Annotated in this window: 25 protein-coding genes; 6 read left to right on the forward strand and 19 right to left on the reverse strand. The window is 61.9% G+C overall.

Annotated features, from left to right (window positions below):
* Window positions 1-33: 33 nt before the first annotated feature.
* The 5 genes from HWY05_RS27425 to HWY05_RS27445 form a co-directional block, all read right to left on the reverse strand.
* A complete protein-coding gene (locus tag HWY05_RS27425; RefSeq protein ID WP_208459115.1) occupies window positions 34-567 on the reverse strand; it encodes a hypothetical protein in 534 nt (177 codons plus the stop codon).
* Window positions 568-725: 158 nt separating this feature from the next.
* Window positions 726-1,301 carry a single-stranded DNA-binding protein gene (locus HWY05_RS27430; protein ID WP_176060316.1) on the reverse strand — a complete coding sequence of 192 codons (576 nt, stop codon included), beginning with the start codon at window positions 1,299-1,301 and terminating at the stop codon, window positions 726-728.
* Window positions 1,302-1,313: 12 nt separating this feature from the next.
* Window positions 1,314-2,183: a hypothetical protein gene (locus tag HWY05_RS27435; RefSeq protein ID WP_176060317.1), complete on the reverse strand. Its 870-nt coding sequence runs from the start codon at window positions 2,181-2,183 to the stop codon at window positions 1,314-1,316.
* A gap of 8 nt (window positions 2,184-2,191) precedes the next feature.
* Window positions 2,192-2,620, reverse strand: a complete 429-nt coding sequence (locus tag HWY05_RS27440; RefSeq protein WP_176060318.1) for a hypothetical protein — start codon at window positions 2,618-2,620, stop codon at window positions 2,192-2,194.
* A 118-nt stretch (window positions 2,621-2,738) separates the two neighbouring features.
* Window positions 2,739-3,089: a hypothetical protein gene (locus tag HWY05_RS27445; protein ID WP_176060319.1), complete on the reverse strand. Its 351-nt coding sequence runs from the start codon at window positions 3,087-3,089 to the stop codon at window positions 2,739-2,741.
* Window positions 3,090-3,574: 485 nt separating this feature from the next.
* On the opposite strand from HWY05_RS27445, the gene HWY05_RS27450 reads away from it, so the two are divergent.
* The 6 genes from HWY05_RS27450 (at window position 3,575) to HWY05_RS27475 (ending at window position 8,961) form a co-directional block, all read left to right on the forward strand.
* On the forward strand, window positions 3,575-4,288 hold the full coding sequence (locus HWY05_RS27450) for a nuclease-related domain-containing protein (protein WP_176060320.1): 714 nt from the start codon (window positions 3,575-3,577) through the stop codon (window positions 4,286-4,288).
* Window positions 4,289-4,532: 244 nt separating this feature from the next.
* The gene (locus HWY05_RS27455) at window positions 4,533-5,813 is read left to right on the forward strand and encodes a hypothetical protein (protein ID WP_176060321.1); all 1,281 of its coding nucleotides are present in this window, start codon (window positions 4,533-4,535) and stop codon (window positions 5,811-5,813) included.
* 58 nt (window positions 5,814-5,871) lie between these two features.
* Complete coding sequence (locus tag HWY05_RS27460; RefSeq protein WP_176060322.1) at window positions 5,872-7,059, forward strand: FlhC family transcriptional regulator; 1,188 nt, start codon at window positions 5,872-5,874, stop codon at window positions 7,057-7,059.
* Window positions 7,056-7,241, forward strand: a complete 186-nt coding sequence (locus tag HWY05_RS27465; RefSeq protein ID WP_176060053.1) for a hypothetical protein — start codon at window positions 7,056-7,058, stop codon at window positions 7,239-7,241. Before HWY05_RS27460 ends, HWY05_RS27465 begins: the two co-directional genes overlap by 4 nt.
* Before the next feature lie 10 nt (window positions 7,242-7,251).
* Window positions 7,252-7,620 (forward strand): hypothetical protein, encoded by a 369-nt coding sequence (locus tag HWY05_RS27470; protein WP_176060323.1) that lies wholly within the window; start codon window positions 7,252-7,254, stop codon window positions 7,618-7,620.
* 249 nt (window positions 7,621-7,869) lie between these two features.
* Window positions 7,870-8,961 (forward strand): CAP domain-containing protein, encoded by a 1,092-nt coding sequence (locus tag HWY05_RS27475; RefSeq protein WP_176060324.1) that lies wholly within the window; start codon window positions 7,870-7,872, stop codon window positions 8,959-8,961.
* 736 nt (window positions 8,962-9,697) lie between these two features.
* Here the strand turns inward: HWY05_RS27475 and HWY05_RS27480 are convergent.
* Genes HWY05_RS27480 through HWY05_RS27545 form a run of 14 tightly spaced genes read right to left on the reverse strand, consistent with a single transcriptional unit; the run spans window position 9,698 to window position 24,387 of the window.
* Window positions 9,698-10,915 carry a hypothetical protein gene (locus HWY05_RS27480; RefSeq protein ID WP_176060325.1) on the reverse strand — a complete coding sequence of 406 codons (1,218 nt, stop codon included), beginning with the start codon at window positions 10,913-10,915 and terminating at the stop codon, window positions 9,698-9,700.
* A 9-nt stretch (window positions 10,916-10,924) separates the two neighbouring features.
* The gene (locus HWY05_RS27485; RefSeq protein ID WP_244146713.1) at window positions 10,925-11,581 is read right to left on the reverse strand and encodes a type 4 pilus major pilin; all 657 of its coding nucleotides are present in this window, start codon (window positions 11,579-11,581) and stop codon (window positions 10,925-10,927) included.
* 12 nt (window positions 11,582-11,593) lie between these two features.
* Window positions 11,594-12,736 carry a type II secretion system protein gene (locus HWY05_RS27490; protein ID WP_176060326.1) on the reverse strand — a complete coding sequence of 381 codons (1,143 nt, stop codon included), beginning with the start codon at window positions 12,734-12,736 and terminating at the stop codon, window positions 11,594-11,596.
* A complete protein-coding gene (locus HWY05_RS27495) occupies window positions 12,733-14,964 on the reverse strand; it encodes an ATPase, T2SS/T4P/T4SS family (RefSeq protein WP_176060327.1) in 2,232 nt (743 codons plus the stop codon). The genes HWY05_RS27490 and HWY05_RS27495 overlap by 4 nt, the downstream gene beginning before the upstream one ends.
* Before the next feature lie 2 nt (window positions 14,965-14,966).
* On the reverse strand, window positions 14,967-15,554 hold the full coding sequence (locus HWY05_RS27500) for a hypothetical protein (RefSeq protein WP_176060328.1): 588 nt from the start codon (window positions 15,552-15,554) through the stop codon (window positions 14,967-14,969).
* Window positions 15,541-16,827, reverse strand: coding sequence for a type 4b pilus protein PilO2 (pilO2, locus tag HWY05_RS27505; protein WP_176060329.1), 1,287 nt, complete (start codon window positions 16,825-16,827; stop codon window positions 15,541-15,543). The genes HWY05_RS27500 and pilO2 overlap by 14 nt, the downstream gene beginning before the upstream one ends.
* An 8-nt stretch (window positions 16,828-16,835) precedes the next feature.
* Window positions 16,836-18,461 carry a secretin N-terminal domain-containing protein gene (locus tag HWY05_RS27510; protein WP_176060330.1) on the reverse strand — a complete coding sequence of 542 codons (1,626 nt, stop codon included), beginning with the start codon at window positions 18,459-18,461 and terminating at the stop codon, window positions 16,836-16,838.
* 4 nt (window positions 18,462-18,465) lie between these two features.
* Window positions 18,466-19,026 (reverse strand): toxin co-regulated pilus biosynthesis Q family protein, encoded by a 561-nt coding sequence (locus HWY05_RS27515; protein WP_176060356.1) that lies wholly within the window; start codon window positions 19,024-19,026, stop codon window positions 18,466-18,468.
* Between the two features lie 9 nt (window positions 19,027-19,035).
* The gene (locus HWY05_RS27520) at window positions 19,036-19,458 is read right to left on the reverse strand and encodes a lytic transglycosylase domain-containing protein (protein ID WP_176060331.1); all 423 of its coding nucleotides are present in this window, start codon (window positions 19,456-19,458) and stop codon (window positions 19,036-19,038) included.
* Complete coding sequence (locus HWY05_RS27525; RefSeq protein ID WP_176060357.1) at window positions 19,455-20,726, reverse strand: hypothetical protein; 1,272 nt, start codon at window positions 20,724-20,726, stop codon at window positions 19,455-19,457. Before HWY05_RS27525 ends, HWY05_RS27520 begins: the two co-directional genes overlap by 4 nt.
* Window positions 20,726-21,511, reverse strand: a complete 786-nt coding sequence (locus tag HWY05_RS27530; protein ID WP_176060358.1) for a transglycosylase SLT domain-containing protein — start codon at window positions 21,509-21,511, stop codon at window positions 20,726-20,728. Before HWY05_RS27530 ends, HWY05_RS27525 begins: the two co-directional genes overlap by 1 nt.
* A gap of 13 nt (window positions 21,512-21,524) precedes the next feature.
* Window positions 21,525-22,790 (reverse strand): TrbI/VirB10 family protein, encoded by a 1,266-nt coding sequence (locus tag HWY05_RS27535; protein WP_176060332.1) that lies wholly within the window; start codon window positions 22,788-22,790, stop codon window positions 21,525-21,527.
* A gap of 8 nt (window positions 22,791-22,798) precedes the next feature.
* Entirely contained in the window at window positions 22,799-23,689 is an 891-nt protein-coding gene (locus tag HWY05_RS27540) for a TrbG/VirB9 family P-type conjugative transfer protein (protein ID WP_176060333.1), read from the reverse strand.
* On the reverse strand, window positions 23,686-24,387 hold the full coding sequence (locus HWY05_RS27545) for a type IV secretion system protein (protein ID WP_176060334.1): 702 nt from the start codon (window positions 24,385-24,387) through the stop codon (window positions 23,686-23,688). The genes HWY05_RS27540 and HWY05_RS27545 overlap by 4 nt, the downstream gene beginning before the upstream one ends.
* Window positions 24,388-25,425: the final 1,038 nt, after the last annotated feature.

Raw genomic sequence — 25,425 nt, forward strand, 5'->3', positions numbered from 1 at the left:
CACATCGGTATCAGCCCGCTAGTCGCCGCCACGTCAGCCGGCGACGCGTTCGAACAGGCAGAAAGTGACACGGTGCGCAAAGTCGCGCCCGTTGAGGTAAGCCCAGAGGTCATCCAGCCAAGCGTCTTTGGGGATGGTCGAACTCCGGAACGCCAGCAGCCCACGCAGAAACGACTTCACAATCGACCTGCGCCTGACCAGCGCACCAAACCACTTCAACTGCTGACCGACCGTCATTCTGTTCTGACTGTCGTGAAGCAGTTTCAGATCGTTAGCCCGCAGAGCCCTCAATACGTCCGCAGGAATCTTGTGACCGGATTTCCGGAACCATGCTGCCGCCGCGCGGCCATCGGGAAACATCCGGCTGATAAGCGACGGGAACGGAAAGTCGTCGTCGACCTCCTCGGAGGTAACAACCACCCTTCTGTCCTTCAGCCGCTGTTCACCTTCAAAGACTTCAAATTCAGGCGCTACGCCAGTTCGTCCGGGTACCGCAACGAATTTCAACGAACAGGAAAAGTACCGGCCACAAGCGGAAAATTCGTTATCGATATTCATGATCAACATTTCTCTCCAGAAAAGGAAAACGTTGGGACGTGCGCAGTCCGTGCCCGACGGCGATATCGCTGACGGGAACAGACACACGTTCTTACAAGGTGAGGTTTTACGGGATCGGCATGCTGAATGATCCCGCTACAGTCGTGCGAAGGTGAGGCTTTACGGGATCAGCAGATGGACCATGCGGCACGTGGATAGGCCTGCCGGAAGGGGATATCGTCATCCATTTCCGAGAAGCCGCCACCGCCGCCGTAGGCTGGCTGGGAAGGCTGGGGTGGCCGCTGTTGAGCAGCAGTTGCCGCTGTGCGAGCGGCCGGTGCGCGAGCTCCTGCCGGCGCGGCACTGCGTGCCGGGCGCGACTCGAAGTCGTTGCCGTCGTCGCCGTTGCGTTCCCTGCGATCGCCACCTGGCCGACCGCCGAGCATCTGCATCTGTTCCGCGACGATTTCAGTCGAGTAACGATCGGTGCCGTCCTGCGCCTGCCACTTGCGGGTGCGAATCCGCCCTTCGAGATACACGGACGAACCCTTCTTCAGATATTCGGAAACGATCTCCGCGAGCCGTCCGAAGAACGACACACGATGCCATTCCGTGGTCTCCTTCATCTCGCCCGATGCCTTGTCCTTGTAGCGATCGGTGGTGGCGAGACGGATGTTGGCGACAGCGTCGCCGCTGGGCAGGTAACGTACTTCCGGATCAGCGCCGAGGTTGCCCACGAGGATGACCTTGTTGACAGATGCCATTTGAAAACCCCTTCATTTAGAAATTGACCAGAGCCATTTTTCCCACATGACCTGAACGCCGTCGACGAGCTTCGGACTGCCGTCCCTACGAATGGCGGGCACCTTGATCTTTCTGAGCCGGCGCACCGAGACGTAGTCGCCGATGTGGCAACGTGCCTCTGCAATGGCCTCTTTCAGTCCCTCGCCCTGCAACGTTCGCTCGCCTGTGGCGGTTTCAACGTGCATCGCGAAGGAGTCGTAGAAGCGCCCCGGCTTTTTGCGGTCGGGAAACTTCTCTTCACCCCATGAGACCACCCGCCCTCTAACGGCACCCGTGTCGGAACCGGATTGACCCGGCACCACCGAACGCGCAACTTGGGTTGCCACGTCTGCGTCGTCCTCGATGCCGGCCGGTTGTTCCTGTGAACGAACCAGCGGACGTTGGGCCGCCCGGGCAACCGTTGCCGGCGATTTTGGCGACGCTGGCGCTGTAGCCGACGTGTCGACCGCCTGATCCGCGCTGCGGATCGCTTCCGCGATCGCCTGCTTCAGGTTGCACTCGTGAGTAGCCGCTTCTGACCAGTGCGGCTCGAGCTCGGGCAACACCTTGATGCCGAACAGGGTTTCTTTTATCGCCTCGTCGAATGCAGGCACGAACTGGATAATGCAGTCGCCCTCGTCGACGAACAGGTTCGGGATTCCGGCTATGGTGATGTGAGTCTCATTCGCGGCGCCACGCCCGATGGTCCGGGGTGCCACCTGAGTGACGGTCCCGCGTTGTTGATTCGCTGGATGGATGGAACGCGCTTGCGCCGGTGGCGATGCATCGTTGCGCGCATTGCTGGCATTGCCGGGAAAAATTTCAGCAAGGATGCGGGTAAGGAAGTTTGCTGTGTTGGCCATGGCGTCTCCTACAGCAGCGAGCCGAAACACGACTGCCTGAGTTCCCGCAGGTCGCGCGCGAGGAGCGGCGTATCCAGGATGACATCCTGGAAGACTCTTGGACGGATCCTTCCGATGCTGCACACGAGCCGATAGGGAATCATGCCGTTCCAGTACTCCATGATCCAGCCGAGCGTGGCCCGGTAATCCGCGATGTCAACCTTGCGGTTACGCAGGCGATCAGAGATCAACAGGGCGCAGTCCGCAAGTGCCTCTGGAAGATTGTCGGCCCTTCTGCTGTCGCAGGCGAAATAGAACAGCTCTTCCGCCATCTGCTCACGCACAGAATCGCTCCAGCAGCGCGGGTCAGGTAGTGGGTCGGGTTTGCGTTGGGGTAAATGGACGGGCGAGGTATCGCCAAATATGTCGAGCTGCCAGGCAGCCACATGTGGGGTCATGAGATTGCTCCGGTGGTTCCGGCAATCTCAATACCCGTAGCCGGGAATGGGATTCCCGGAAGGGGTTGAGGCGTTACCACCGGGAAAAATCCACGGTGGTAACGGAGTTGGCAGGCGCCTAGTTGCGGGTGCCTGTTCGGAACTGGATGACGACAGCCGATTTCGCATACTGACGTTTCGGCGTCGGTTGCGGTGCTTCCGTTGTTGCAGTGGTGTTCGATGCGGCAACGGGCGCGATGGCGGGCGCTACGGGAACGACAGGAGGTGCCGATTCCGCACGGGCCGCTTCCTCTTCAGCAGCTGCGAGCGCTTTGGTTTTCTGCTGGATCGCTTTGCGAACCCACGCATAGCCGAGGATCCCGAGGAAAATGAACACGATGAGCGACATCGACGCGAGGTAAACCACAAAGCAAAGCGCCAGCAGTTTCCACGGTGACTCGATCGCATCTTTAAAAAGCAGCTCCAACATTTTTCTCTCCAGAAAAATTAACGCACAGGGAATGTCCAGACCACGTCTGGAAGGTTTCGATGCTCAGTTGAGCAGGGAAAACCGGCGCGAAGCGCTTTCGTGCAAGCCGGGACCGGCCAGCACGAAAAGGCTCAACGAAGGTTTGGGAGGGGCATTTGCGGCGCAGGTGCCGCGAATTGACATGGCATCGCGCCATACCATGAGTCGATGCGTCGCCAGACGCGGGGATATGAGAAGACTAGGCCCTCGCTGCGCGCAACGGCGGCCGAATGCTCGCGAAACTCATAGAGCTTTGCGCGCCCGACGTGATACCAAACGACGCGCCGGCTTCTTAACCCGAAAGCTATACGCTTTTCGGCATCATTTCGCCTAAGGGCGCCCAACATGTTGGGCGCAAAGCACGATCACCCCAGCGCGATCGCCGCGACTTGACTTTGATTTTTGATGGGCAGACTGGACTCACCATCAATCAATCGGAGTCCACCATGTACGGATTTGCATTACTCGTCGCAGTCAGCTTCTTCCTCTTTCACGTCAATCAGAAGCGTCGCGCCGCGCAACCGGTTTCAGCGCGTCCCGTCACACGCGCCGAGGTGTTGGGCGACGCCGGCGAAGCGATCGTCGACGCCGAACTGCGCCGCGTCCTCACGTGGCTGTGCGGCGAGAACTTCTACCTGCACGCCGGCGCAGTCGTGCTACACCACGCGCCCGGCACCGACTATCCGACCGCGGAGATCGATCACCTGGCTATCACACCATTCGGGCTCTTCGTCTTCGAGACGAAGAACTGGACCGGACGGATCGAGCCCGGTCCCGATGTCGACACATTGACCAGGATCGCAGCGGACGGCACCCGGGACGATCGCAAGTCACCCATCCGGCAGAATCGCTCGAAACTCGCGTTCCTGCGCAGCGTCCTTCCGGGCATGTGGCCTGTGAGCGGATACGGCGCCTTTGCTTCCGCCGGATGTGTGTTGTCCCCGGCACTCCCCCCGACGCTGATCTGCCTCGCAGATCTTAGCCATCAGTTGAGACTATGCAAGACGCATTACGAATCAACCGGCCAGCGCCCCGTGAACGTTGCGCTGGCGTGGCGAGCCGTGCTGTCGGTGGCGCAAACCAGTCCCTCGGCCGTCGCTGAACACCGCTGTCGTGTGCAGACCAGCGACAAATCTCGACACGCCTTTTCCTCAAGATAGGCCCGGTTCTGCCGTTTTTAGGTTATCTGCGCCGGCAGAACCTTCCCCATAACAGCCGAAAGCCGCACGTTTTTACGCACCTTTCGCGCTTAAGAGAAGAAAAACCGGGCGTATTCTTACGATCAAAGACGGCCAGGCGGTCCAGGCTGAATGTTACTGAATGTGTCTAGTGAAACCATTCGTAACGCCGCCGCCCGTCGAGACAGCGAATGCGCCCTCCTCCTATTCACACTGGATAAGCACAATGAGCACCAACAAAGGCATCGTTCCGCAAAACAAAAAGACTCCGCCCAGCGACGATTTCGACCCGACCCGTCTGGAGGGCGCCTCAGGTTCGCTGCCCGCGACCGAACCGCCCGCGCATGCGGAGCCGACGTTCGGCAACTTTGTCCCGACTGAAGGCGAGATCAGCGCCGCCGCGCGGATGCTGTTTGGGCAGGACCTGCCCGAATCGGCTATCCGGACGATCATCCAGGAGAGCGAGGAAGTCGCCCATTCCACCCGCAAGATCCTCCTTGAGCATATGCGTATTGGCGGCTACTACGTCCACATTCTCACGACCGTGGTCAACTCCTTTATCGCTGCCCAGGGCGACCGCAAGGCGGTGCGCGACAAGGCGGCGCATCTTGCCTATGCGTATATCGAGCGCGTACATCGTCACTCGAAATCGTCGGTTGGATCGTACACGCGGATCTACGACAAGTTCGCGAGTAACAGTGCCGCCGTCCAGTCGCTTACCCGCGCCGATATGGCTTTGCTGATCCGCAACGATACGCCGGATGAGCTCGTCGATCTCGTTATCGACGCCAAGTCGGGCAACCCGGACATGCCGTACAAGGAAGTCAAGAAGCTGGTCGAGTCCTACCGGAAGGCGCAGGAGGAAGTCGCCGCAGCCAACAACCGCCTCGACACAATGAGCACGGAACTCGCCAATGCGGGTCAGCAACTTGACCTGGAGCAGAGTGAGAACAAGCGTCTTCGCGAAGAAAGCGAACGGCTGAAAAGATCCGTCGAACAGGATCGCCGGTCGGTCGATGCAATGAAAAACGATCTTGCAAGTCATGGGGAATCGGTCAGCGCCCTTCAGCGCGAGCTTTCCGAACGTGAGCGCGACCTGAAGAATCTCCACCAGCAACTCGCGGACGCGCAGTCGAAGACTACCGTTGAAAAGGTGGAGGTAGCGAAAGTACCCGATGGCTTCGAGACGATGGAAGACGCCATCGAAGACCAGATTCGTCGCAAGCGCGAAGCGGCAGCAGCTCTCGAAGAAGCACTGGCCAAACTTGCGTCCACCCAAAGCGCGCTGGCAGAGAAGAACGCAGAACTTGAGGCTAGCCTGCGCGCCGAGAAGGAAGTCAACGCGTTGATCGACAGCTTCGGCGGGTTCACCCAGCAGTTCAGCACGACGCAACTGCTCGTCACCGCGGCAGGTGATCCGACGAGGTATCGCGCGCTTTTCGAGGGACTCGCCGATCTGGTAGGCAAATTCCACTCGGAACTTGTTGCCGCCACGCGGGCAGCCTGAACACGCGGCCGGGGCTGGCCGCGCACGAGAAACAGAGAGAACCACCGACCAACTAAAAATGAACGCAAAAGAAAAATACCTGGCCGTCGAGCGTCTGCACGTGCCTGAATGGCAAACCGACCAGATCCAGAGCGCCAACTTCGATTTCGTCGAATTTATGCGCTGGCTGCTCGCGAGCGAGAGCCGTTTCAACGAGATCTTCAAAGTGGAACGCAAGGAGATCGAGCACCTGCGCGCGAATCAGGCGTCACTGCGCAGCCTCCTGCGCACGCCGTTCCTGATGGTGGCACCGACGCTCACGACGGTCGAAGACTGGCGGTGCTTTGTCGAGGACACGCCGACGACCCTCGCGGTCGATCGGCTGCGCAATATGCTGCCGCCGGTAGAAGGGATCGAGCTGTTCGCGATCCGCAACCACAACCACCGGTTCATGACGCTCGCGAGTAACCTGATTCATACCAGCGTGCTCGCAGCGCCGCTGCTTGGTATCACGCCGGCGGTTGCCGAATATCTTGGGACGCTTCGAAGCAGCCAGATCCGCATGGCACTTCAGCGCATTGGCGGTTTGCCACTCTTCCGCTGGCGGTTCACCAGCACGACCTTCTGGTATGAATTCACCGCCGACACCCTGACCGACGAAGCCGTGGCGCATCAGATCATGCTCACGGCTCCGCTGGAGGCGACAAAAGCCACACGCATTCTCGGGTTCTCCGAGCTACGTATGGAACGCTGGCAGAAAGAGACGTTCGCCTCCGCAATGATGGCGCATGGTTTGCGTGCGTCGACCGCCTCGGATGTCTTTACGCTGAACCCCAACAAGATGCGGGCGCGGTTTGTCGAGATCCACGGGAAAAGCTCCCCCTGCGGCAACAGGGCCATGTCGCTCACATGGTTCGTCGAGACCGCCCCCCAGCGACTGCACGCGACGATGTACATCTGGCTGTATCGCAAGGCGATCGCCCACGGAGCGAGCGCGGCCGAGGCGCTGATTGCCACCCACGACATCTATTCGCGCCTGTTCGGCGGCACGCCGCTCATTTCTGCGGACCGTGCCTACAACCTGACGAGCGCAATGGCGGCCGATACGCGGCTGACCACGGCGCCGTGCCGATCGTGTTCGACTCACTACGTTGTGTCGAACAGCGACGTGCGCGTCGAGATGCACCACAGCTTCACGTGTCCGGCCTGCGCGCAGGAACTCGGGCCTCGCCGCAAGCGGGTGCGCAAGAACAAGGGGGCAACATGAAAAACACGACTCTGCAAATGCCCGAAGAGTTGCCAGCAGGCCTCGTCGTATTCAGCGCCGACGGCCGGGCGCAGTTTGGCTGGCAGAACCCGGAGACCGGTGAGTTCTTCGCTGAGGTCGACGGCGCATGCATCACGAACGCGGTCGGCGCCGTCGCATGGGCGAGCGACCGCATGCACTGAGGAACGGGAGATGGAAGACTTCGATTATCTGGTTGATGACAGCAATGCTGCGTGGCTCGACGGCCGCGGTGATGGGCGATTCCAGAGGTACGAAAACTTCTATCAGGATGCTCGCGTCCAGCAGACAGCGGAATTCAATCTTGAAACCGTCAACGAGGAGTATGCGAAAGCTGGCGGGCGCTCCGCATCGCGACTGGTCTCTATGGTCAATTCGCCGCTATTCGCGCAACTGCTTATCGCGATACTCGCAGTATTCATTGCCTCGCGCGCGGTGCCGGTGCTTGCGCAGAAGGTGCCCTTCGTAACCGGCGGCCTTCTGGTAACGGCGTTCGTCGCGCTGAGAGTGTTTCATCGACGACGACGGAAAAAGGCCGGATAACCAGAACGCATGAATATTGACCACCCGCCGCGAGGCGGGTTTTTACTTTCACGCAGAACGCGCTCAAGTATTACCAACGATTACCGTTAAATCTAAAATGTCGACGCGCTGGAAGTGGGCATTTATGCGGGATCGGGGCAATGCGTAATGCCGGCGGTAGTGAACTTGACTTCCGTTTTGCGCGTGTAACCTGGAAATACGGTCGTGCAATGGGCGCGGCCACTAATAGAAGATCGAGGAAGCAGAAAAATGACGAACAAGAAAATCGGCCTGACCGCACTGTCGCTCGCCGCGGCAATGTTGCTCGCTGCTTGCGGTGGCGGTGGCGGTGGCTCCAGCTCGACGGCGCCGGCAGGTGGGTCGGGCACACCGCCCGCTACGGCGTCCGGCGCAACGACGCCGCAGACCTCCGTACCGGCACCGACCTATGCCGCGAACACGATGCAGCAGGCCACCTTCGCACAATTGAACGCGTACCGGCTCGCGATGGGGGTGGGCCAGCTTTCGCAGGATCCGCTCCTCGATACATCAGCGCAGGCGCACGCGTTGTATCTGGATTCGAACCTCGCTAACGGAAACCTCACCGCGCTCTCGCACAACGAGACGTCTTCATTTGCGAATTACTACGGCGACACGCCTCTGTCGCGGGCTCAGAAGGCCGGCACGCCCGTAACCGAATGGATCGGCGAAGTGGTCGCGGCTGGGCTGCCCCAGAGCACTGGCACGGCGTACGCTACAGACTGTTTGCGACAGTACATCAATACCGTCTATCACCTTCAAAGCATAAGTTCGCCCCAACAGACGATGGGCATCGGCTTCCAGCAAAGTTCCGGGTCGTATCCAATCTACAGTTGCGTGATTGACTTCGGCCAAACGGCGGGCGTTACCGGTACGCCGTTGGCCAATGCGGTGAATACATCGGCGGGCCAACAGTTGCCGATTGGCGCGATAGTTACTTCGCCCTTGAACAATGAGACCGGCGTCGCGATCGCAATGGTTGCCGAAAACATCAATCCCGCACCAGATATCGCCACTCCCGGCCGACCGATCATGGTCCGGGTGAACGCCGCCAATCAGGGAGACGTGCTGACCGTTACGAGCTTCACACTGACGACCGCTGCCGGTGTTGCGGTACCCGCACGTATTATTGTGCCGTCGGCAGCGTTGACAGGGTCGACGTCCAGTGCGACTGCCGATGTTAATAACGGTGTGGCGGCCGGCGTCGCATTCCTTCTCCCGCTGGCACCGCTCGCCGCAAACACGACATACAACTGGACGTTCAACGGCGCACGCGATGGATCGCCGGTCTCAATCGCAAAGTCGTTCGTGACCGGATCGTAAGTTAGAAGTCGCGGATGCCGGCTTAACGTTGTTGCGGCATCCGGCCTATACCGGTATAGCGCTAGAGGCCCCATGCGTCGAGCATGGGGCCTTTCAATTGCACGATCAGCCACCACCTCCCGCGCAGCCCGGCAATGCTGGCTGCCCATAAATGGATTGCACCTGGTTGTCCGCTCCGGTAATGCAATCGATCTGATACCACGTCGTTGTGTCGCCACATTGATTTGCAGCGACCGGCCCATTACCCCCGAAACGATTGTCTACAGTGTTGCCGATGGCATAGCGTCCAAAACCCTGCACGATTGTCAAACCATTGGCGTTGGCGGCCACAGTGCAATTGGCGACCGGGTCCGATGAGCCGCCGCCCGGTACAGTAATGTTGCCGGGCGGAGGCGGTGCCGCGCAGCCTGGATTGCTCCAAGTCAAGCCATTCCACCCGGGCGCAGACGTCTGCGCGTAGCCAGCAGGACACGTTGGTGCCGCCTGATAACTGCATTGCGGGGCCGAGTAATGCGAACCTTGCCACTGCGCGGGAGTGACCGTCGTCCATCCCGGCGCCGGCGAGCAGGTTGGAGCGACCTGTGGAGCAGCGCGAATCGGCTGCAGGCACGTGTTGTCTTCATACCCGTAAACACAGCCATAGGGGGCGGCGAACGCCGTATAGCCGCATGCCGCGAGGCATACTGCAATGGCGGATCTGATTATCGTTGGCGATTTTGTCATTCGAATTTTCCCGTCAGGTGGCGCAATACGTCGAGGCAATTCCCATCGCGGAAATGGCTACGCCGGCACCGTCGACCGAATAGAGAGTCCACGGCCCTGCGCCCTGGGTGACCCAGCTCACGACGGCCGTGTTGTCGACGTAAAAATTTTGCGTACTCACCACGATCTTCGGCGCCGAGCCAGCGGAACAGACCGGCGCTGGAACCACCGTGGTGTTGTAGACCGTGTAGGTCTGATAGAGCGTCCACGGGCCGCTCATCGGAATCCAGAGGTGGTCAAGACAGTTGAGCTGCTGCCCTCTCCCATCGCTATTGCCGGCAATGTCGCCATTTCGCGCGCAGTAGGTCCTGGGCACAGCGAGGTTCGCCGCGTGGATGGTCCCTGAGGAGGTTACGGCGCCCACGTTCACGGGCGCGTAGAGGTTCGTGCCGGTCTGTATGACCTGCAGCGCGCCGTCCTGATAGACGTTGGTGTTTCCCGCGCCGTCATTTCCTATACTGGTTTGCTCCGTTCCGTTCGCGACTACCAGAGCCCCAGCCTTCACTGTGCCCGTCGCGTCAATGCTGTTCACGTTATGAAGGCTGACCCCGTTCACGTTCTGGTCGCCCGTCCAGGTCAGACTACCGTCGCGCCGGATGTACACCGAGTTGCCGTCGGAGTCGAGCGCGTTGGTCGCCACAATGGCCGCCGGCGGATTGCCGGGCAATGGGTTGGGCGTATGCCATGCCCCGTTGAGCCCCGACACGGTCGAGGCGTTCTGGTAGTTTGAATAGCCGAACGAAGTGCCACCCGCCTGCGCAATCTGCGACGCACCGGCGACGTCAGGCTGCCCAAGCCTGAGAAGAGGCTGCGATGGATACATGAGGTACGCGACATGACAGTTGCCCGATGAAGCGGAGCAGGTCGGCGGCACCATCGTCATCGTGACCGTATATGTGCCGCCCCAGAACGGGCCGTTGCGATGCGGCTGCTTCAGGTTGCCGTTCGTAAAAAGCTGGTCTATCGTCGGCGGCGTCAGTGTGGCCGATCCGGAAGCCACGAACTGCGCCAGCAAAGCCGCATAGTTATCCGTTACCCAGTGCGACAGCGCCTCGTTGATAATCGCCTCGTTCTGCCCTTCGATCGCGAGCAGTTGCGCGCGACGATGCGCGACGTCCTCCCGGATGCCCTGCATGACTAGCAACGCGGACGCTGCCAGAACGATCGCCATTTCGATGATGCTGCCACCCATGGTCGCTCCCTAGCCTGCCTTCGACACGTACATCTGTACGGCGGCCGTACTGCCTGCCGACGAGCAGGCGGTGGCTGCCGTGCCGCTATTGAATGGGACCGTCGGACTGAAGATCGTCGTGCCGTTGATCACGACCTGCGAGTAAGCCGATGCCAGCGCACCGACACTCAGGGCACACACCGTTGCCGGGACCGGATACCCCAAGATCAACGCGTCATTAGTCGCGACAAGGGTTCCGGCAGTCGCGGACAGGTTGCCGCCAAAAAGGCCGCGCACAGTAGCACCACCGGCCGCCACACGGGCACCAGCCGCATCAAAGGCGTGGTTCTGGGCGAGCGTCTGAAGCGTCTCACCTGAAAAGTCCACGTCGGTCGTCGTGGCATTGAGCACACCGGAATGGAACAGCTGGGCCTCGCTCTTGAACGACGACGCGCGCACCAGGTTGTAGATGTAGGCACCGCCCATGTAGGCCGCGATCGCGAGAAGCGCCGCACCCGCCATGACGGCACCCGACTCGATCATCGAAAGCTCGCCGCTCTGCCTGCGGCGACGACCCATGCGCAGGAGCAGGCTCGGCTCGCCTTTGCCGTTGCTGGCAGGAGCCTTCGCGCGTGCAACGGTGGGCATCAAAGTATCCTTCGCGTTGTTTTTCTTCTGCTTCTGCATAGTGTGTGTACCTCAGTGAGCAACAAAATTGGGGGTGTTTGGTGTTCCGGAAAGGTCAAGGCTGACGACCCCGGTCATGACGTACGAGCCGACGCCGGCCACAAGGAAGATGATCGATGCGACACCGAGCAGAACGTAGTGCGTAATGCGCGCATTGCGCCGCACCTTCTCGACGACCCGCGTGAGGGACGTGCTCCCTAACGACTTGATGGCGGCGACGAACTGGTCGCGCCCTGATGCGTCGGAAATCGTGTCGACGATCTCTTCCGAAAAAATCCCGGTGTCCAGGGCGCGCATCGCTTCGTCCGGCATTGCGGTGAGGCGACGGCTCATCCGGTTCAGATGCCATTTCAGCCATGGGTCTGCGGTCCTGGTCATGCGATCGAGCGCGGCACGCAGCGTCAGCCCGGAATCGAACAGGCCCGAGAGCGATACGATCAGCAGCGCCGCACGCAGATCACGCCGGTTGCGCCACACCAGCGGCGCCGCATCAAGGCGGTTACGCGTCTCTCCGGTCCAGCGTCGAAGCGTCGAAAAGTAGGTAAAGACAAGGCCCACAACGAGCGTGCCCGTGAGCCACCATCGCTCGTAGCAGAAGGTGTCGAGCGCATAGAGAATCTGGCCGGCGGGGGGCCACTGCTCCAGCGGCTTCACGTCGAGCGCCTGCGGATAGATCGCTCCTCCGAAGAGCATGCACAGGGCGTAGAGGTAGACCAGCAGGAACGCGGGATAGGCCATCTGTGCCGATGTCGTGCCCGATAGGACCCGCTTCGCGTTCGCGGCCATCTCGGCAAGTTCGAGCCCGCGCACGGCCGCATCCTCGCGCGTCGACGTACTCGCCAGCTCGAGCAACGCGTATTCATCGTTGGGAATGAACGGCTTCATCGCCAGCGCGAAATCGTCGCCGGCGCGCATACGGCGCGCGACGGCCTGATACACCGGCCACAGCAGCGTCCTGCGCTTGCGGCTACGCCCTTCATGCGTGGTGAGGCGCTCGAGCAACGTCTCGCGATTGCGAAGTCCTTTCGCCGTCACGTCGAGGCGCGTTTCGAGGTAGAAGCTCTCACGCACCTTCCCGAACCGCCACGTCGCCACGCGCAACCGCTCGCGTTGAGGCAGCATCATGAAGAGCGCGTGCACGAGTTTGCGCATCATGACGGCATCCTCCCATCGCGATCGGCCATGACGCGATACTGCGAGAACGTTCGCATGGTCCGGTCGATGAAGCGCGGATCGATGATCCCCGTCGATGCCTTGTAGAGCGCATGTTCGAAGATCGTCTTGCCGGTCATATCGGCGTCGCCGAAGCCGGTGACGCGTTCGCTGCGCCAGACTGTCTCGGCACCGCGCCAGTCGCGCACGGCGACCTTGTCGAGGAACTCGGGGGTCGGACGGTACAGCTCCATGGCGAGCGTCTGCCCTTTCGTACCGCCCGCCACCTTGCCCTCGCGCGTGACCAGCCCCTTCAGGCGGCAATGCTCGCACCCATCGTCGCTGCGGCAAGCCATGCGCGATGTGTCGAGCCCGAACTTGCGACGCAGGAGCTCGAGTTGGACCGCCGGCATTACGTCGTGCGCTGGGACCTTGCACTTCGGACACAACAGCGGTATCAGCTTCTGGTTGCCGATCGCGTTCAGAAATTTCTCGGATGACACTTCATCGATCGGCAGCTGCAGGCGTCCACCCGCAAGCCGCATCGGCACGCCAATCAGGCTGTCCGCGTGAAGCGTCGTGCGAACCGGGTGCCCGGTGAGCGCGAGCTCGGCAACGAGGCCCGCGACGATCCGGTCACGGATTTCCGTGACGGTCAGGTCGTCCGGATCCATCCGCATGAGTGTCCGGATCACCTCGGCCATCTTCCGGTTGGCATCTTCGTCGGACTCGTCAGGACGCTGCTGGATCGAGATTTCGGAAAGCCACGGGTTCGGAAACTCGGCAGGCTGACTGACCGCATACTGTTTGCGCAGATCACGCGATGCCATCCTGTAGGACATCGCGCGCAAGAGGGTGGATTTGGCCGACCCGGTCTCGCCACTGAAGACCGAAATGCCACCGCTCACGCTCCCCAGCGAGTGGATGATTTCCAGCTGGCTCGCCTCCAGCCCCATCTTTTCGGGCATGAGGACGTTCACGTTCCTGAAGTTGCCGTCGAGCATGCGAAGCGCGACGTCGAACCCGCCGACGAGCGGCGCGCTCTGCCAGCGCAGGTTCAGCAGATCCATGCGGGAGACGATCGGAATCATGGCCGATTGCGAGGCACTGGGCTGGAACGTCTCGCCGGAATTCGTATTGCGCTGGACCAGATCCTGATAGGCCGCGGACAGCGCGCGCCGAACGAGCGCCTTGGGCATGTGCCGATAGGTGTACATGTCGCCGTCGACGCGAAACCGTACCTCGACCTCATCGTTGAAGTCCCGGTACTCCCAGTGCACGTCGCTTGCGTTGAACTCGTGCCCGGCTTCGATAACGTCGCGGAACGTGCCGATCGCACGGGAGGACTCCGGCACCGAAGCGGCCGCTTCGCGGTGCTTCGCTGCAGCGTAGATGGCGGCAATGACGTCGGTGGTCGCGATCATCTCTTCGCGGATCGCGATATCGGCGCGCGCAAGATCCTTGAGGTACGTGGAGTACAGCGCACCTTCGTGAAACTCACGCGTGGCGACCACCATCGCGACACCCGCCTGCAGGTCGACCGCGACAAATTCGCGGCGCGCTGCATTCGTGACTTGCAGGGTCGCGTCCGGACGCGGCTCGCACAGGATCCGTTTGAACGGGCCGAGGCCGTCAACGGAAAAAAGTTGCGGCAGCCCGCACTGCTCGTAAAGGATCCCCGCCTCGAGCAATGCGGAGTTCTCTTCGCCGCTGACCGGCTTCCCCGCGCGAGGCGGCTCGACGGGCGGTACCTGGTCTGGAACGCTACGCAGCGGATACGCTTCACCCGATCCGGGAGTTGCTGCCGCGGCCGCTCGCGTGCGAGGGGGCTCTCCCCCTTCCTCCGGCGGCGCTACGCTTTCGTCGCGCGCAACCGGTTCAGGATCGGCCACTGCCGGACTCTCCGGCTCCGCTTCGAACGCTGCGGCTACTGTCCGCCCGCCCGGTCGATACCCCGACGCGGCCGGCGTCGTGTCAGCGGTTTTCGCGCCGGCTTCAGTGGCCGTTTCACCTGTGGCATCTACATCGGTGACATCGCCGTTGCGCAGGCGCATGCCGAGCGTCATGAGATGCGGATTAATGGCCCTGTTTTCAGTCTCGAAGCGCGGCTCCGAGGTCGGCAGGATGGTCGATATGCTGGGCTCGGTAAAGGACGCACGCCACCCTTTCAGACGTCCGAACAGGCCTCGCGATGCCGGTTCTTCGGATTCGGTTCCTGCGAACATGCTCATGGCTATTTCCCTGAATAGATCGGAGTGGCCATCGCGGCGCCCGGCGGCAAAGGGCCACCGAGGTCGCTGATCGCCTGGAGGGTTGGCGTGTTGACGACTCCCGACGCAGCGCCGCCGCGTATCGGCTCGGTCCATACCCGCCTGTCTTGGGAAACCGTCACGAGAAAGCCGCTCACCTTCTCAGCGGTCCATCCGTTCATCAGCTTCGTGCCGAGATGCGCGGGATAGACGCCACCACCCATTTCGTACAGCACGTAGCCGCCGGACGCGTCGCTATATGCGCCAACGAAATTGACGGGTTCTGCTCGGGAACGCGGTGACTCCACCCGCTTCAGCGGCCCGGTCTTCTGCGCCGCCGCCGGGTCTGCCGGGACCGGCAGGGGCGTGCCGAGGCTCGCCCCGCTCGCCGCCTGCGGGGCACTGTCCGCTCCCCCCTTCAACTGCCGCACGACCCTGTCGCGCGAGAGCTGGTCGATCTCGTCGACCGTGAGATGCGGACGCTCGGCATGCGACAAGGCCGGGGTCATGAGGATGCCGATCGCGGCGAGCACGATGGCAACGCGCGCACTGGCGCGACTAGTCGAGGACATAATATTTTCCCTTCGCAGTGAAGTGGATTCCAATCGGCTCCTTGATCAGGAACTCGACCTTCACGGTGTCAAGCGACATGTTCGACGGCAGGCGGTCGAGCAGCACCGATTGCCACCTGAAACCTTCGATGGTCCAGTCACCCTCCTGGATCAGATGTGGCGGTCTGGGGCCCGCGCTCGCAGGTGCAGGAAGAAGCGGGGCCGCCGGCTGGAGCGTGACCTTGTAGCCCAGACTGTCGAGTTCATAGGGCCGTACAGAAAGCCTTTGCGGAGGCGTCTGCAGCATATCGATCAGCGCCTGTGCTGACGGCCACGACTTCTGTTCCGCGACCGTCACGGCTGCGACCTTCGGAACGGCCGGGCCGCGCGTGCTCAGGTGAAGTCCGTCGGCATCGAAACGGACCGGGCGCATGGCGGCAGATGCGTCCCGTTCGAAGCCCGCGAAGGTGCCGCCTTCCCGGCTATAGGTCACGACGCAGTTGCCGGTTGCAGCGCAATCGGCGTGATCGAACCGCCAGCCCCTGAGATTCGTCTCGCTGGTTCCGACGGAGGCGATCACTGCGGGCGCCAGCAGGTTCGCCCGCGGGCGTGCAGCGGCGAAGGTGCGCCGCACCGCATCCGCGTACTTTTCCGCGTAGGTCGGCTCGTGAGGCGGCGGCGGTGGCGGCGGTTGCATCGCGTCGTACAGCTTGCTGCCGCCGACTCCGACGGCAAGAAGGATGACCATCATCGGGAGCGCGGCAGGAATGGCGATCGGCAGCTTCTCGATGCGGCCGCACTTGCGATCATCGAGAAGCGCGGCAGGAAGGAATGTCTCGTCGACAGCGCCAATTGATGGTCCGGTGCCGAGTGTGACCAGAGCGAGATTCAGACGTCGGCAGTCAGCCGTAATCGCGGCGCACCTCTCGAGTGCCGCTTCCAGCGTCAGCACCTCGTCGTTTCGCACGGCCCCTCTCACCACGAAGACGAGATGAACGCGCTGTTCGTCCTGTAGCAGCACGAGCGCGGCCGGCAATGCCCTGATTCGCGGATGCAATGCGACGCGCGCAGCGCCTGAATAAAGCGTCGCGCCGCCTACCTCGCTCTTCTCTAACGCGGCAAACCCCGCGATCGCTTCCTGCCCGACCTTGTACTCGACAAAGTGGGTCGAGCCGAAATCCTCGGCGTATCGACGGCGCTCCGCTTTTGCCCCCTTGACGGGATAGGCGCGCCAGTCAAGCCCGAAGACGAGTCGGGCCTTCCTGTCATTCGGCAACGGTCCGGTGATGTGCATACCCGCGCTCATATCGAGGGAACGACGGTCGCCGTCAGCATGACCACCTGGAAGGTCCGCGACTTGTTCCACGAACCCGTAAGGCCGCCGATGCCGCCGTTGGTCGTGCTACCCGCCTGATCCGTCATCGCGCCATACAGCACAATCGTCTGTCCGTCGGCGAGTGCGACGATCTGGTCATCTTTCTGGCCAACGGTGTGCGCGAGCTGGATCTGCTGCTGCGTCTGGCCCGAGCCGACAGTTGCCGAGGTGAACTGGCCGTTGAGTTTGGAGCTGTCGCTCCAGTACGCGAGTACGATCTGGTTGTGATCGTTCACCGACGGCAGCACGTTCACGAAGTCGCCGGTCGTGACCGTCCCGGGCGTCAGGCCCGGCACGCCCCCGGAGGTGGCCGTAAGCGAGCCCGCCGATGGCGAGGTCGAGCGCAGATAGTCGTCGCTCTGGAACGAGGCGATCGACACCGGCAGGCCGTTAAGCGTCATCTTGGTGACGGTGTTGTCCTGTACCGTGCGCCCATACTGGTTCAGCGCGTTCACGACCGCGTTGGTGCCGGAGAATGGCGCATCCGGGCGCAGCACCGAGACCCCCACCGATCCGCCGCCCGACGAGAGCGAGGTCGGCGACACAAAACTGACCGCGTATTTCGCGAGGCCACCCTGGATGCTGCTGAATACGACGTCGGCGTTCATGCCCGCCTGCGTGCCACGGTTCAGCGCGATCTGCAGCGTGCGCACGCGGATCGCGACCTGTCGCGTCGAAATCGCGTTCTCGTGCTTCAGGATGTCGCCCATGCGGTCCGCGGCTTCTTTCGTGTCGTAGACCATCACGAGGCGGCTCTGCGGGTTGACGACCACGCGACCCATCGGCGAGCGCACCTTGTTCAGTTCCGACTCGATGATCTGCATCTGGTCAAAATCACCCGTGCGCCCGGTCGAGGTCGTCGCCGAGAAGGAGCCGGTGTTGCCACCGGAACCACCCGAACTGCCGCCCGCCTGATTGCCCGTCGACGTGTCCATGCCCTTCGACATGTCCGACTTGATCGACACCTTGCCGGGGATCGCCGCGATCTGGTACATGCGCGTGACGAAGCGCGAGATGTTGATCGACGAGCCGTCGAACGACCAGTCGAGGCCCAGATCTTCGGACACGCCGCGCAGGTACTGGCCGACCCGGCCGTTAAATGGCTGCGCATAGAGCGGCTCTTCGGATGTTCTGCCGCCCTGCCCCTGATAGGCGACCGTCGTTGCTTTTGCGTCGCCGGAGCCTTCGCGCGGGATCAAGGAATCGCGAGGCACGAACACGTCCGGACTCAGGTGAACCGGATAACCGGTCGCGCTCGACACCAGCGTGGCGATCTTCCTGATCGTCAGGTTGGCGGGAAAGGTGACGACCTTGTCGCGGAATATCGCAGGCAGGCTCGCTTCGTATGCGACCGGCACAAGGCGATCACCGAGAAACGCCGTCGGCACATCCTCGACGAGCGGCATGGACTGCGGTCCGTCGCCCGTCGCACCGGCCATCGTGCGGCTGGCCGCGTCGTAGGCGCTGTTCACATCGGACTGGCTGACCGCGCACCCCGCAATAACGAGGGTTGCTGCGATCGCTGCGGCGGCTCGCGCCGGAATCTGGAACATGGGGTCAGTCCTTGCAGCTGGCCGCACGCGCTATGACGCGAATGACCGGGTTGGTATGACGGCACACGCGGGTCGGTGTGCGCATGTGATTGGTCGCCTGCATCACCTGCGTGAGCACCGACGTGAAATCGCCGGTGAAAGTCGCATTGAATTCGAGCGGCAGGTCGTCGTCGATCTTCCAGGCGAGCTGCCAGCCCTGCGTCTGCAGCCAGCGGTCGAGCGCATTACGCAGATTGATGTCCTGTGGTGTGATCGCCAGCGTCAGGTCCCCTGCCGGGGCGGACGGCGCTCCTGGCAGAACGACGGGCGCGACCGCGAGCGACTGCTGTACGGAGGGCGAACCATCACCGGCGGCCTGCAATGCGAGCGGTCGAGAAGCCGTAGCACCCGCACTGATCGTTGCGGTGCCTGCAGCGGGCGACAGAATCTGCCAGCCGCCATTACCGCCCGCCTGGGCGGCTTCGTTTGCAGCGGCGCACCACGTTGCGAAACCGGCAAGCGTCAGCGCCGCAAGAATTTTTGCGACGACGCCCGTGCGCCGGTGTGTTGGAATCGTCAGGTTCATATCCATGGTTCAGTGCCCTGCCCGTTGCAGGCGTCGATAGATGGCGTTGGCGTAGACAAGCTGTTTGCTTGTCGAGCGCGCGTTGTAGGCGCCGACCGCTTTCCAGGTCGGGCCGAATTCCCGGATGTTCGAGGCCAGAATCCACGTGCCGACGTAGGCGTTCACGCATGCGTTGAAGAGGTGCTCGCGCCGGATGCCGTAGCGGCCGAGTTTCGGCAGCCACGACGAGTTGATCTGCATGAGACCGATATCCTCGGAACCATCGCTGTTCACGTTTACGGCGTTGGCGCGCATGCCGGATTCGTGCTGCGCGATCGCACGTACGAGCTGCGTGCTGATGTGCCGGTAGGTCGCCGCGTCATCAAGGCAGTCCGCGTGACACGGCGACGCGATGGCGACGCCGGCGAAGAGCGAAACGAACAGGCGCGTCATGGCCGCGCTCCCGCAGTGTTCGCCGTTGCGGCCACCGTCGCGCCAGCAGCGCTCGCGTGCTCGTCGTACTTCACGTCGTGGCGACGGGTCACATTCACCGTGTTGCCGTCGGCCGTGACGATGAACTGCTCGGCCGTGCCCTTGAACCGGTAGTAACGGCCCTTCTGCTCGCCGGACCCGAGGTGTCGAACGTCGGCGACCGTGGCCTGCACGACGGAGTCGGCGAACTTGAAGTAGGTCTCACCGTCCTTGTCGAACACCGCCTCAAGATGGGCGGCACTGTTTGCATCGAAGTCGTAGACCGTTGCGGCAGTCCGCTCCACCTCGACACCCGACACGCCGTCGGAGACAACAAAACGGGACGCACGATCGATGGTCATCACGTTTGTTGCGTCGTCCCATTTCGGCCGCAGCGACCGTCCGTCTGCCGACCTGAAGGTCAGCTCCTTCGGCGGCCTGGCAGCGAACCGGATCTGCGTATGCGTGTCGTCGCCGTCACGGATCGCCTGCGCGCCGAACTTCTCTGCTAGCTGCGACGGTTGCGGCGTGACGGTTGCGGCCTTCGCGATCGCGACGGGGGTCGTGTCGTGCTCGCCCGCCGCGTAATTCAATGCCGCGGATTTCGGCGCGTCGCGGTGCAGACGCACATGCCGAGCGCCAAAATCGACATCCGCGTAAAGACCCGACTGCGTCATCAACTGGTCGAGCGCCTGGAGCCAGTTCTGGCCCGCATGTGTCGAGAAGCCGGCCTGGCTATTCAGATCCACCTCTTTCTGCGCGGACCCGGTCCACCCCTGCGGCACCAGTGCCTTGACGAGGTTGGCCACGGGCATCGCGGCCTTGAGCTCGCGCACAGGTTCGAGCGCGCCGTGCGCGCCGATCAGGACGAGCCGGTTGGTGAATCCATCGAACGTCGCCGGCTGGTCGTCGCGCAGCGACGCAAGGGCGCCGGTACCGCCTATAAAATGGTTCACGCGTGTCCAGCGCGCGACCGCCGTGCGCCCCGCGACCTTGTAGCTGATCGTCTCCGGCGTGCCGTCGACCACGACATACGGGCCTTCGCTATGGCCGCCGTCGGCCGTAATGACCTGGCCCGCGCGAGGCTGGATATAGGTCTTGCTGCCGTCGTTGAAAATCAGCGCGGGCCGCTCGGTGATGCCGCCCATGATCTCGTAGTCGAAATCGAAGGGATCGGTGTTGGCGGCACGCACCGACTGCCCCACGAGCAGGCAGACACATGCGACGGCGAAGGGAGAGACGATGCGCATCAAAGGCCCGCTTCGATCTGGTTGAGGTGACGCATGAAGCGCTGGAGGTATTGCTGCCCGGGTGCCGGATTGGCGCTGTGATACCAGGCGATCGCCTTGGCCACCGAGTGCGTGCGGCGGTAGTTCTCGTTGAGAATCTCTTCGGCAACGCGGATGTTGGTGGCCGGTGCGAGCGCGTCCCACGGCGACGCAAAGCGCTGCCGGTGGTAGCCCCAGTTGACTTGCATTATTCCGATATCGAAGTCACTGCGCCCAGCGCCGATCAGCGTCTGGATCGCCTGATAGGCATCCTCGCGGCTCCGGAAAAAAAGTCCACGGCCAGCGACATTCAGTGTCCACGGCCACGCACGCCCGTTAAGTCCCGATTCGTTCAGCGCGATGCCAGCCAGCACCTTTGCGTCCACACTGGTGCGCATCAGATCGAACGGCGTGCGCGCGCTGGCGCAAGCCCATCCACCCCGGCCCTCGGTGATCGCGGCTTGCGCTTCGTCGTCGAGTCGCGCAGGCAGTAACCAGCCCTTTTCAACGAGCAGGCGCTGCAGCGCGACGGTCCGCGAGTCGATCGCAACCGTCATGCCGTTCTGCGGATCGCTGGAAACGACCCGGCCAACCAGAGGTGTCGCCCAGGCAGTGAACGCGTCGAGGCCGCAATAGAACACCGGCTTGCCGTCCAGCGAAGCAAGCTCGCGCGCGCCGTCGCCGGCCAGCACGTAGTTCACCGGACTGATGAGCGCCGCGATGGTGGTAGCGTGTGCGGACACGGTCGCGAACACGAGCGCGACCATCGCAAGAAATCGCTTACTCACGGTACGGCTCCAGGCGGATGTCGCGGTTCACCTTGATCATGAATCGCTTGCCCCAGTCGGTCGTGATCGTTGGCGGGATGTTCTGATACCGGTTCAGCACGGACTGCGCGGTGGTCGCCGCAACCTGCCCTGCCGTGCTGCCAACCTGCGTTACACCAAGCGGACCCGTGGTTGTCGACGAATCGCCGCCGTTGAATTTCCGGATCAGGATCGCCGTGAGAAACGACGTCCCGTAGATCTTGAGAAAGTGGTTATTGACGTCCCCGGAAAATCCCGCCCAGCCGTTCGTATCCGCGCCTTGCGCCCCATAGAGAGGTACCTCCTTGCCGTTGGGCAGACGCATTTCGGTCGCGGCAACGAGAATGCTTTCCTGTCCCGGCTGGATATCGCTCGCGTAGGGTGCGGTGATCGTCGTGCCCTTCGGGATCATGAGACAGTCGCCACGCACACTGTCGTACACGTCTTCGTCAACGACGAGCGCGGCGGTGCCCGGGCGGTCGGAATTGAGCGCCTCCATCGTCAGCACAGGGATGTGATGCGGCGGAGACAGCGTGCAGCCGCGCGCCTGGCCGACGAAACCGGCACTCAGAAAACCTTCGCCCGAGGCCGACTGCGCCTTCGTGTCGCTCAGGAACTGGTTATCGCGCGAACCGGAGGACGGTGCTGCTGCCGGCGCGCCCATCCGTCCGGCGAGCGACGCGGCCTGCGCGCTCGCCGCGCTCATTGCCGCCTGTTGCGCGGCCGCCTGCTGGATCGCCATCTGTTGCGGCGTGAGCATGCCCGCCGGCCCTGATGCAGAAGCCTGAGTTGGCTGGTCCTTAAGCTTCACGCCCGGCCGGAAAATGGGCGAGACGTAGATCGCGTCCTCTTTCGCGTCCGCGGAGAGCTTCGACACCTTCTGGTCGTTCACATAGCCGTCCATCGTCAGGGACGGTTTCGACGCATCGGCGTGAGGCGCTGAAGCCGCGTTGGCACGCGCCAGTGCTTCGGCCCTGCGCGCGGCCGCCTGCTGGTCCGCGATGATCTTGTCGACGTCTTCGGTACTCTTGCTTCTGTCGACCACCTCTGCGGCCTTCGATGCCTTGAGCAGGCGCTCCTGTTCGGCCGCGTCGTCGCTTGCCTTGACCTGGTAGTAGAAGCCGATTGCGCCGATCGCGAGTGCGGCGATCGCACCGACGCCAAGCAGGGCATTGCGCGGCGATTTGCCTTTGACGATCGTGGCCTGACCCGGCGTCGGCTGTCCGTTCTGGTTTGCCATGTCCGTGCTCAGAAACCGAAGATGCCGCGACGGCCGCGGGTAATCTTCACTTCGTCGTTGCCGGCGCGCAGCACGATTTCGCTGGCCATCTGCTGCACGACGATATACGGACCGCGCCGGATGAAATTCGGCGTTACGACGTCACCGTGATCCTTGACGACCGGCACCGCGAAGGGCGCACCCGGCGGCAGCCGGAGCCAGACGAAACGGCCGTCGTCGAACACCGTCTCCGGCCTGAACGTCGCGGAACCCGAAACCGTATAGTCGAAATCGAGCTTGTCGGGAGCGACGCCCAGAGGCCCGGAGTCGGTCGCTGACCGCCCTGCTCCGTCGTCGGCGGCTGACGTCCCGTCGACGCCTTCGCGGTCCTGGCGCGCGCGGACCTTGGCCATCAGCGACTGCGGATAGCGAAACCGAACCGTCTGATAGAAGAGACCGCCCATAGGCGACGAGACGAGCGTCATGTCGTATTCACGCTGGTTGGTTGTCACGTGCATCGTGTTGACAAGCGCCGGCTTCGTGGGCTTCACGAAGATATGGTTCCCGCCGTCCGTATCGACGATCCATTGCACGGAATCGCCGAGAGCAGGGTCGGCAATGAGCGCCTCGCCGGGTGCGAGCTCGATGGTCGTCGTCTTGAGCGGCGCTGTCATGATCCGGAATATCTGGTCCCGGCTGTACGGAAACACCGCCATGCGCGCATCGCCCGGCATCGTGATCGGGTCAGTGCCGCTGTTGTACGGATTGACCGGGCTCATCGGATCGCCGAGGAGATTCGCAATCTCCTGCGACGCGGCTGAGGGCACCGCAAAAGTCTTCGTGGCGTACGACGAAGCGCAGACGACCAGACACGCAACGGCGCCCGCCAGCGAAGTGAGTCGATGGTGAGTGCGCGTCATGAAGTCTTCTGCAGGTTGGTGAACGGATAGAAGATTCCGTACGGGTTTGCCGTCAGGGCATCTTCGGAGGTAGGAGGCACAATCTGGTAGCGCCACGTGAGTGCGTATTTCTGGATGACCGGCTTCGACGTCGGGCTGTCCGTAGTGCTCGTGGTGAATTCGACGATCGCGGTCGAGTCTTCGAGCAGGGAGACGTTGGTCACCTTTACCTCGCGCACCAGCTTCGGATTGGTCGTGATCGCCTGAAACGGCGCATCTTCCTTGAGCCACGCGCCGAACTGGTTGCGCGCGTTGCCGACCATCTGCGCCTTGACGGCGTTGATGTTGCGGGCCATCCGGGAGTTCTCGAGGCTGTCGGTCAGTACCGGTTCGATCGTGAACCAGCGCTCGACGGAATCCTTCATCGAGGTGCGCAATGCCTGATCTTCAGGTTTGTACGCGGCGAGTTGCGTGAGCACCGGATGGCCGCCCGCGTCTGACGAGACCCCGTAGGACTTCACAACGGAGGGCGGCGGCTGGCGTGTCCAGACGGCACCTGCCGCAACGATCGCCAGCACGAAGCTGAACAGCATCCAGTGATTCGCTTCAACGCGCAGCCGCGTGCCGCGGTCGAAAATGATGCCCTCCGGATCCTCGTTAGAGTAGCCGCCGGGTGCTGTTGAGAGCGCGATCTGTTTTTTGGTTCGAAGGAAACGCATGACGGACTATCCAATTGGGCCGACTCAATTGGAGCAGCGTCGGGGGCAACCCCTGCGTGCAAAAGCGAGGCGATTTTCAGGCGCTTTCCAGCTCCACCGTCCGTGGTGCTGCCTGGCCGCAAGCGCGCCCAACATGTTGGGCGCCCTTACCCGGAATGAAGCGGAAAATGGGCCATCTTTCTCGCTAATGAAACCTCTTTTAACTGCTATGACTCTCGACCGACACGTGACGTTGCGCGCGTTGCACAAAATCCCAATTGTTCCTAGACTGTGTTTTTTTCTTATTAATCATGTAGTTGCCTATTGAAACAACGTTTTTCTAACACGCAAGTGCGTCCAACAAATTGAGCGCGTGTCATGCGGCTTGAGTAGCGTCATGAAATACCAACGACCGGATTGGAAATACATGACTCGCTGTGGTTGTGCGCGCCATCTTGACAGCCAGGTGATATGAGATAGCCTGCGATCCTCGTTTCAACTTTTTATAGATCAGGATGACGAATCAATATATTGCAACGAATTGGAAATGTATGACCACCGCGAAGAACGCTCACGATGCGCTTCGGGCGCAAACGGTTTCTGCAGTACGACTTGGCTATTTCTACAGGGATGTGCTTGCGTCTGGCCTGTGGACCTCTCAAGCCGCTATGTCGAGGGATATGGGTGTGTCTACGTCCAAAATCTCAAGGGCATTGACGGCCGCTCGCTTGCCCAAGGAGGTCGTGACGGCCTTTGATCACGGGGAGGCCGTAACCTATAGACGAGCTCACGCAATCAATTCGCTCATTCTTGCTCTTGGAAAGGATGCCATTAGACGGAAGGCGACTTTGTTGCCGAAACTGCGAACGTTGACTGTTGAGCAATTCGTGTTGGCGGTGGTAAAGGAGCCGTTTATGGGGTCGAACGACCGGGGGATATCATTAGTTGTTGACGAACCGTCTCGATCAATTCGAATCGAAACCGCCTGTTTCGAACAGCTGCGAGTCCACTTGTGCGAGCTCGAACGCTTCGTCCGGCTAGCCGCCGACGTGTTGGTTG

Origin of the sequence: Paraburkholderia sp. BCC1876 (assembly GCF_902833695.1) — a bacterium.
GTDB lineage: Bacteria > Pseudomonadota > Gammaproteobacteria > Burkholderiales > Burkholderiaceae > Paraburkholderia.